This window comes from Pseudomonas sp. NPDC089392 (genome assembly GCF_044749595.1).
Taxonomy (GTDB): Bacteria; Pseudomonadota; Gammaproteobacteria; order Pseudomonadales; family Pseudomonadaceae; genus Aquipseudomonas.
On sequence record NZ_JBIVIF010000026.1, the window covers coordinates 84,996 to 93,495 of the forward strand.

Sequence of the window (8,500 nt, forward strand, 5' to 3'; positions counted from 1 at the left end):
TTTACCTCGCGTTGCCAACCGGGGATTCCGGCTGCAGCTTCAGGTACAGGTAGAAGAGCACCAGGGTGATCACCACCAGCAGTGCGGCGGCGGCGCTGGCCAGGCCCCAGTTAAGGAACGACTGCACCTGCTGGATGATGAATTCGGGCAGCATCATGTTCTGCGCACCACCCAGCAGGGCCGGGGTGACGTAGTAACCGAGCGACATCACGAACACCATCAGCGCCCCGGAGAACAGCCCCGAGCGGCACAGCGGCAGGAACACCTTCCAGAAGTTGGTCCACGGGCTGGCGCCGCAGATCGAGCCGGCCTGCAGCACCATCGGGTCGATGGCATGCATGGTCGCCTGCAGCGGCAGCACGATGAACGGGATCATGATGTAGCTCATGCCGATCACCACGCCGGTGAGGTTGTGCACCATTTCCAGCGGGGCATCGATGATACCCATGGCCATCAACGCCTTGTTGATCACCCCCGAGCTTTGCAGCAACACCAGCCACGAGTAGGTGCGCGCCAGCAGGCTGGTCCACATCGACAGCAGCACGATGTTCAGCAGCCAGCGGCCCCAGCCCTTGGGTACCAGGGTGATCGCCCAGGCCAGCGGAAAGCCCAGCAGCACGCTGATCAGGGTGACTACGCCGGCCACCGAGAAGGTGTTGAACAGCACCCGTGCGTAGGCCGAGTTGGCGAACAACTGTTCGTAGTTGCCCAGGCCCGGCGTTGGCTCCAGCACCCCGCGAAGCAACAGGCCGACCAGCGGGGCAAAGAAGAACAGGCCAAGGAACAGCAGGGCCGGCAGCAGGTTGCGGCTGCCCTTCCAGCGTTGGCTCAGGCTGACGCGGCGGGGGGCCGTTCCCGGGGCGCCGGCGCCCGTGGGGGCACCTTGCGCGTTATGCAGGGCGTTGATGGCGACTTTCATTTGACCAACCACTCATTCCAGCGGGCTGCGATGGCCTGGCCGTTTTTGGCCCAGTAGGCAAAGTCGAGGGTGACCTGGTCCTGGGCGTAGGCGGTCGGCAGGTTCGGTGCAAGGTCTTTGTCCAGTTTGGCCACGCTGTCGACGTTCACCGGCGCGTAGGCGGTCTTGTTGGCGAACTCGGCCTGGCCTTCGGCGCTGCTGGCGTTGGCCAGAAACTTCATGGCCGCGTCCTTGTTCTTGGCGCCTTTTGGGATGACCAGGAAGTCGGCCATGACCAGGTTCTGCTTCCAGCTCACGCCAACCGGTGCGCCATCTTGTTGCAGGGCATAGACGCGGCCATTCCAGAACTGGCCAAGCGAGGCTTCACCGGAGGCCAGCAGTTGCTGCGACTGGGCGCCACCGCCCCACCAGACGATGTCTTGCTTGATGGTGTCGAGCTTCTTGAAGGCGCGGTCCAGGTCCAGCGGGTAGAGCTTGTCGGGGGCTACACCGTCGGCCAGCAGGGCCAGTTCCAGCACGCCGGGGCTCGGCCATTTGTACAGGGCGCGTTTGCCGGGGTAAGTCTTGGTATCGAACAGCGCAGACCAGTCGACCGGCTTGTTGGCGCCGAGCTTGCCTTCGTTGTAGCCCAGCACGAAGGAGAAGAAGAACGAGCCGACGCCGTGGTCGGAGACGAAGCGCGGGTCGATCTTGTCGCGCTTGATCTGGTTGAAGTCGAGGGGTTCCAGCAGGCCTTCGCTGGCGGCACGCAGGGCAAAGTCGGCTTCGACATCGACCACGTCCCACTGCACGTTGCCGCTCTCGACCATGGCCTTGAGCTTGCCGTAGTCGGTAGGGCCGTCCTGGACGACCTTGATGTCGGTGGCTTTGCTGAAGGGGACGGCCCACGCTTCTTTCTGGGCGTCCTGGGTGGTACCGCCCCAGCTGACGAAGTTCAGGCTGTCAGCGGCCTGGGCGGCCTGACACGCCAGGGTCAGCAGGCTGGCGGACAGCACTGCGGTTACACGTTTGCTCAACAGCATGGTTACGCCCTCGTTGCTTTTGTTATTCGAGGCGGGGCTTTTGGTGCGCCCGCCAACAGTGTTCGGGGAGCAGCTAAAACAAAGTGTCTTGTGGCCGTTTGTAATTGTAGGTGCCGGCCTGGAGATTCAAGGTCTACGGGATATCATATTATGGTATTCCAAACTTTTGGCAAGAGGTATGAGGCGACCGGCCATCACTCCGCCCCATGTAGGAGCGGGTTTACCCGCGAATGCGTCGGTGGCATCACCATCGCATTCGCGGGTAAACCCGCTCCTACATCAATTGCTTATGTGTTATCAGCCCACCATCCCGGGCTCGAAGGGAATGCTCTGCACCACCTCCAGCTCATACCCCGCCAGCCCCGCATATTTCAGCGGCGGCCCCAGGTGACGCAGCTTGCCCACGCCCAAGTCCTGCAGAATCTGCGCTCCGGTGCCCACTTCCGAGTACACCTTCGACTGCCCACGCTGGTAAGGCCGCAACGGCTGGGTCAGTTGCGGCACCCGCTCAAGCAAGGCCTGCGAGGATTCATGGTTGGCCAGGATCACCACCACGCCAGCGCCTTCCTCGGCTACTTTCTGCAGCGCCGCCCACAGCGTCCAGTTGGCCGGGCCGGCGTATTCGGCACCGACCAGGTCACGCAGCGGATCGATCACATGCACGCGCACCAGGGTCGGCTGTTCGCGGCGGATATCGCCCATCACCATGGCCATGTGCACGCCACCTTCGATGCGGTCTTCGTAGGTGACCAGGCGGAAGGTGCCATGCACGGTCGGCAGCTCGCGCTCGCCGATGCGCTTGATGGTCTGCTCGGTGCTCAGGCGGTAGTGGATCAGGTCGGCGATGGTGCCGATCTTGATGCCATGCTGGGCGGCGAACACTTCCAGGTCGGGGCGGCGGGCCATGGTGCCGTCGTCGTTGAGCACTTCGACAATCACCGAAGCCGGGCTGAAGCCGGCCAGGCGCGCCAGGTCGCAACCGGCTTCGGTGTGCCCGGCACGGGTCAGCACGCCGCCTTCGCGAGCACGCAGCGGGAAGATATGGCCAGGTTGCACCAGGTCTTCGGGGCGGGCATTGGGGGCCATGGCTGCGGCCACCGTACGCGCCCGGTCGGCGGCGGAGATGCCGGTCGTCACGCCGGTAGCCGCTTCGATCGACACGGTGAACGCGGTGCTGAACACGCTGCCGTTGGCCGGCACCATCTGCTCCAGGCCCAGGCGCTGGCAGTGATCGTCGGTCAGGGTCAGGCAGATCAGCCCACGTGCTTCACGGGCCATGAAGTTGATGGCCTGGGCGTCGCAACGCTCGGCGGCGATCAGCAGGTCGCCTTCGTTTTCGCGGTCCTCGTCATCCACCAGCAGGACCATCTTGCCTTGCCGGTAGTCCTCGAGAAGTTCCTCGATGGTGTTGAAAGCCATGTTGCACGCTCACTGTGGTGGGGTGATTTTTATGGTATACCATCATACACAAATATCGCCGTGACAGGAGAGCAGCGCATGAAGGCCTATTGGATCGCCCATGTGGACGTGACCGACCCCGAGCAATACCAGCAGTACACCCAGCGCGCCCCGGCTGCCTTCAAGGCGTTCGGCGGCCGCTTCCTGGCCCGTGGCGGGCGCAGTGAGGCGATGGAAGGGCGGCCTACTCCTCAGCGTAGCGTGGTGATCGAGTTTGATTCGTACGAGCAGGCGGTGGCGTGTTACCGGTCCGAGCTGTATCAGGAGGCATGCAGCCATCGCCAGGGTGTGGCGAAGGCTGAGGTGATCATTGTCGAAGGGTTTGAGACCTGAGCTGGATTTGCCGGCCTCTTCGCGGGTAAACCCGCTCCTACACAGGTCACCACCGAATTCGAAATCTGTGGTGACCTGTGTAGGAGCGGGTTTACCCGCGAAAGGGCCGGACCTGCCTTACGGCATACCAGGCAATTCATGCGGCCGCAGGTCAAACACCAGCACCTCGGCATCCGCCCCGTTACCCAGCTCCAGCAGCTGTTCCTGCCGCACCCGCACCCCATCCCCTTCATTCAGCACCTGCCCATTGAGCTCAATGCTGCCCCGGGCCACATGCACATAGGCATGGCGGTTTTCCGGCAAGGTAAGGCTGGCACGCTCGTCACCGTCGAATAAACCGGCATACACCCGCGCATTCTGCCGCACCTGCAACGAGCCCTCGGCGCCATCCGGCGAGATGATCAAACGCAGCTTGCCGCGTTTTTCTTCGGCGCTGAAATGCTGTTGCTGGTAACGCGGCGTGGCGCCTTGCACGTTCGGCACGATCCAGATCTGCAGGAAGTGCACCGGCTGTGCCTGGCTGTGGTTGAACTCGCTATGAGCCACGCCATGGCCGGCGCTCATCAGCTGCACATCGCCTGGGCGGATCACTGAGCCAGTGCCCAGCGTGTCCTTGTGCTCCAGCGCGCCTTCCAGCACGTAGGAGAAAATCTCCATGTCGCGGTGCGGGTGCTGGCCAAAGCCTTTGCCTGGTATGACCCGGTCGTCGTTGATCACCAGCAGGTCGGAGAAGCCTTGCTCGTCCGGGTTGCGGTAGTGGCCGAACGAGAAGGTGTGGAAGGACTTCAGCCAGCCATGGAAGGCCAGGCCGCGGTCTTGGGCGTTGCGGATGGTGAGCATGGTGATTCTCCTTGAATGCCGGGGCCGGGAGGGCTGCCGTGCTGTCGATGGAGATAACTTTACTGTCACCAATATCTTAAAAAAATAGTCTCTGAGTGGAATGACTGTCTTGTCATGAGTGACAGTTATCCGGTTTTTTGTAGGGCAAATCTGAATTTTCCGCCGCTCGGTCTCTGTCCGTTTTGCCGGTGATAGCGTCGGGGTTTTCATACAGGGATTTGCTCATGACACGGATATCGATACATGGCAAAGGACAGGCGCTCGATGGCGACCTCACTACCACCGGGGCGGTGTGCATAGCCAGCAGTACCCACTATCGGGGGAACAACCAGCGTGCGCTGCGCCTTGGGGATGCCACGACAGAGTGCCCGGAATGCAAGAAGCCCGGCGTAATCGCTGAAGGACAGCCTTTCTTCAAAATCGAAGGCAAACCAGCCGTGGTAGATGGGGCGCTGGTTAAGTGTGGTTGTCCAGAGGGCAGTAACCGTGTCATGGCCACTGGGGGACCTAGATTAGCGACAAGCCCCGCGGCGGCACAGCAGGCAAGCCAGGCGGCAACCTCAGGTCAAGCCGGCTCCACTTCACCCATCAAAACTTCGCTAGCAGGAAATAGGCCGCAGCCTGTGATCTGCGAAGATCCTGACATGATGGAACAGGTGGCCAGATATATCGCTGGGGAAATGAATCGCAACATCACACACCCATCCGTAGTGAAAATGAAGAAGCTGACCAGCTTTGACGCCGCAGAGGAACATGCAAAATTCAAGAAGCTCCCTTGGTATGCCCGTCTATTACCGCCTGACTTTCAAGCAATGATGGTGGGTAACACTGCTGCCGCGATGGCGCTATGGACAGAGCGGGTTGGTCAGAATAGGCCATGGGACCATAAGGTGGCGATTGCGCAACGATTTGGCGGGGTTTGGCAGAAGCAAGGTGAAGTCGACTACTTCTACGACATCTGGTCGAACATCCACTACGGCTATGTAGGACGGGCAGGTGGCCTTTCAGAAAGTGTTCTTCTGGATGGTGCTGGACTTGAGCAGATTGCATCAGACTCTATTCGGAAAGTTCAAAAGTGGGCTGATCGCAAAGGCCCCCATCGCTCCGCTGATATAGAAGGGCTGCGGGCCTGGGATGACATAGGTGATCGTGTCGCCATCAGCATTGGCGTCAAACTGCACCAGCTGCACCCAAATGGTGGGATTACGGCAAAGATACTCATGGCCGAAGTGTTAGCATTGCCACGCTCAAGCTGGGGAGGTGCCATAGTTGATCACGCCTGCAAATAAACCAAAACGGTATATCTGGCGCTGGGTCGTGGTGATAATGCTTGCGCCTATTATCTTTTGGTATGTCGCCACACCTCAGGTGAGTTTTCATTTTTCTGACAAAGGCCAGGGGCGTCTCGGCTACATCCTGAACGTCCAGCACGATATATCAAAAGGTGAGATATACCCGGGTGAAGCCACAGGAGGCGCAGGGCATATCTTCCCGAACGACCAGTTTTTCATGGAGTTGTATTGGAACAACCGTGGGAAATCGCACTGCATCCGGGCCAAACCTAGATGGCCTAGTATTGATATCTACATCGGGGCGGACGGTGCCATAGATAGCCGCACCGATGGCAGATTCATTGAAGCCTGCGGGCCACTTCCACAATAGAAGCAAAAGACCCGTCTAGGCGGGTCCTTTGCTTATCGACTCACTGCAGATGCACTTTGAGTTCGGTGCCCGCCTGCCGCATTGCCGCCTTTACAGCCGGCACCTGGCTCAACGGGTTGAGCAGCCCATAGTCATGAATCATCCCGTTGTAGCGTACTGAAGTGACAGTCACCCCCGCCGCATTCAACTTGCGAGCATACGCTTCACCTTCATCGCGCAGCACATCGAACTCAGCCGTTTGCACCAGCGCTGGCGGCAGCCCTTTCAATTGTTCACTGCTGGCTCGCAGCGGGGAAGCATAGGTCTGTGCCCGGGCCTTGGCATCGGTGGTGTAGTTGTCCCAGAACCATTTCATCATTCCGGTAGTCAGGAAGTGCCCTTCGGCAAACTGCTTGTACGACGCAGTCTCGAAGCTGGCATCGGTCACCGGCCACAGCAGCAGCTGGAAGCGCAGGGCAGGGGTGCCGGCCTCTTTGGCCTTCAGCGCCACTACCGCCGCCATGTTGCCGCCGACACTGTTGCCGGCCACGGCCAGGCGCTTGCCGTCCACGCCGATTTCCTTGCCGTGCTCGGCCACCCACTGGGTCGCGGCGTAGGCCTGGCTGATCGCCGTCGGGTAGTGCGCTTCCGGCGACGGGGTGTAGTCGACATAGACCGCCACCGCACCGGAGCCGACCACCAGGTCGCGGATCAGCCGCTGGTGGGTCGGGAAGTCGCCCAGCACCCAGCCGCCACCGTGGAAGAACATGAACACGGGCAACTCACCCTTCACATTGGCCGGGCGTACCACTTGCAGCTTGATCGACTCGCCGTTGGCCTGGATGGTGTGTTCCTTTACCTCGATACCGGAGAGGTCGACCTTGACCGAAGCCTGGGCGCCGGTCAGCACCGCGCGGGCGTCTTTCGGGCTGAGTTGCTCCAGTGGCTTGCCGCCGCCTTGTTCCAGGGCTTCAAGGAAGGCCTGAGTGTGCTGCTCGACGCCTGGGCTGCCAGCGGCAAAGGCGCTGGAGACAGACAGGGCGAGAAGGGAGGCAGTGAGGGTTTTGTGGACAATGTTCATGAGCGAATCCTTTTCTGTGCAAGTGTTGGTAATGGGCGTCTTGCCTGGCCTGCTGGGCCATCGCTGCGACTTGTGTGTAGATTAAGGAGATGCAGTGGTGGGAAAAAGCCGCTATAAAGCGTTTGACTGTCACCAAGAGCGAGACAATGAACCCTTACGAAGACATGCGGATCTTTGCCCAGGTTATGGAGGCCGGCAGTTTCACGGCTGCCGCCGACCGCCTGGGTATGTCCAAGCAATCGGTCAGCCGGCGCCTGATGCAGCTTGAAGAGCGCCTGGGCGTGCGCCTGCTCAACCGCTCCACACGGCGCCTGGACGCCACGCCGCTGGGCCAGCATTACTACCAGTCGGCGCTGCGCCTGCTGGGCGAGGTGCAGCAGGTGGAACACGACATCAGCGGCCAGGCCCAGGCCTTGCGCGGCACCTTGCGGCTGAGTGCGCCGCTGTCGTTTGCCATGACGCACCTGGGCTGCTTGCTGACCGAATTCCTGCAGTTGCACCCGCAGGTGGATGTGGAGGTGGACCTCAGTGACCGCGCGGTGGACCTGATTGGTGAGGGCTATGACCTGGCGCTGCGCATTGGTGCGCTGGAGGATTCCAGCCTGATTGCCCGGCGCATTGCCGATGTCGAGCGGGTGTATTGCGCGAGCCCGGCGTACCTTGATGCACGGGGAGTGCCGGCCAAGCCGGAAGAGCTGGCCGGGCATGATTGCCTGCCTTATGGGCATTCGCGGCAGGTGCAATGGCAGTTCCGGCAGGGTGGCAAGGCACAGGCGATCCAGGTGACCGGGCGGATGCGGGCGAACAACGGCGAAATGCTGAGGGACGCGGCGATTGCCGGGATGGGGGTGACCTATTTGCCTACCTTTATCGTTGGGCAGGCGCTGGCGGATGGGCGCCTGGTGACGGTGCTGGATGAGTGGGTGACGCCGGCGTTGCAGCTGTCGGCGGTGTACCCGCAGCACCGGCAGGTGGCGCGGCCGGTGCAGGGGTTTGTGAGTTTCCTGCGTGAGCGGTTGGTGCAGCTCTGACCTTCAACACCGGGCGGGCCTCTTCGCGGGTAAACCCGCTCCCACAGGGAAATCACAAGCCCTGAGTACTGTGGAGTACCTGTGGGAGATTCTATGGTTTTCAGCAAGCCGGTTTGATGCCTTTGGTGGTGTATTCGTCCTGATTTTTCATCAGGGCGAATGCCACCCTTGCTAG

9 protein-coding genes are annotated in these 8,500 nt (G+C 61.0%); 4 read left to right on the plus strand and 5 right to left on the minus strand.

Annotated elements, in window-relative coordinates:
- Window position 1: 1 nt before the first annotated feature.
- The 3 genes from ACIP1G_RS20895 to ribBA all read right to left on the minus strand — a co-directional run bounded on the left by ACIP1G_RS20895 (window position 2) and on the right by ribBA (window position 3,360).
- Window positions 2-919, minus strand: a complete 918-nt coding sequence (locus tag ACIP1G_RS20895) for an ABC transporter permease (RefSeq protein ID WP_201207091.1) — start codon at window positions 917-919, stop codon at window positions 2-4.
- Window positions 916-1,941 carry an ABC transporter substrate-binding protein gene (locus tag ACIP1G_RS20900; RefSeq protein WP_400740411.1) on the minus strand — a complete coding sequence of 342 codons (1,026 nt, stop codon included), beginning with the start codon at window positions 1,939-1,941 and terminating at the stop codon, window positions 916-918. The genes ACIP1G_RS20895 and ACIP1G_RS20900 overlap by 4 nt, the downstream gene beginning before the upstream one ends.
- A gap of 297 nt (window positions 1,942-2,238) precedes the next feature.
- Entirely contained in the window at window positions 2,239-3,360 is a 1,122-nt protein-coding gene (gene ribBA / locus ACIP1G_RS20905) for a bifunctional 3,4-dihydroxy-2-butanone-4-phosphate synthase/GTP cyclohydrolase II (RefSeq protein WP_400740413.1), read from the minus strand.
- Between the two features lie 78 nt (window positions 3,361-3,438).
- On the opposite strand from ribBA, the gene ACIP1G_RS20910 reads away from it, so the two are divergent.
- A complete protein-coding gene (locus tag ACIP1G_RS20910; RefSeq protein WP_400740415.1) occupies window positions 3,439-3,732 on the plus strand; it encodes a DUF1330 domain-containing protein in 294 nt (97 codons plus the stop codon).
- Window positions 3,733-3,849: 117 nt separating this feature from the next.
- On the opposite strand, the gene ACIP1G_RS20915 is transcribed toward ACIP1G_RS20910, so the two are convergent.
- Window positions 3,850-4,572 (minus strand): pirin family protein, encoded by a 723-nt coding sequence (locus ACIP1G_RS20915; RefSeq protein WP_400740417.1) that lies wholly within the window; start codon window positions 4,570-4,572, stop codon window positions 3,850-3,852.
- 224 nt (window positions 4,573-4,796) lie between these two features.
- Between ACIP1G_RS20915 and ACIP1G_RS20920 the strand changes: the two genes are divergently transcribed.
- Together ACIP1G_RS20920 and ACIP1G_RS20925 are read left to right on the plus strand one after the other, a co-directional pair.
- Complete coding sequence (locus tag ACIP1G_RS20920; protein ID WP_400740419.1) at window positions 4,797-5,861, plus strand: polymorphic toxin type 44 domain-containing protein; 1,065 nt, start codon at window positions 4,797-4,799, stop codon at window positions 5,859-5,861.
- Entirely contained in the window at window positions 5,842-6,234 is a 393-nt protein-coding gene (locus ACIP1G_RS20925; RefSeq protein WP_400740421.1) for a hypothetical protein, read from the plus strand. Before ACIP1G_RS20920 ends, ACIP1G_RS20925 begins: the two co-directional genes overlap by 20 nt.
- A 40-nt stretch (window positions 6,235-6,274) precedes the next feature.
- Here the strand turns inward: ACIP1G_RS20925 and ACIP1G_RS20930 are convergent, their stop codons facing one another.
- A complete protein-coding gene (locus ACIP1G_RS20930; protein WP_400740422.1) occupies window positions 6,275-7,294 on the minus strand; it encodes an alpha/beta hydrolase in 1,020 nt (339 codons plus the stop codon).
- A gap of 146 nt (window positions 7,295-7,440) precedes the next feature.
- Between ACIP1G_RS20930 and ACIP1G_RS20935 the strand changes: the two genes are divergently transcribed.
- The gene (locus ACIP1G_RS20935) at window positions 7,441-8,325 is read left to right on the plus strand and encodes a LysR family transcriptional regulator (RefSeq protein WP_400740424.1); all 885 of its coding nucleotides are present in this window, start codon (window positions 7,441-7,443) and stop codon (window positions 8,323-8,325) included.
- The last annotated feature ends 175 nt before the right edge of the window (window positions 8,326-8,500 follow it).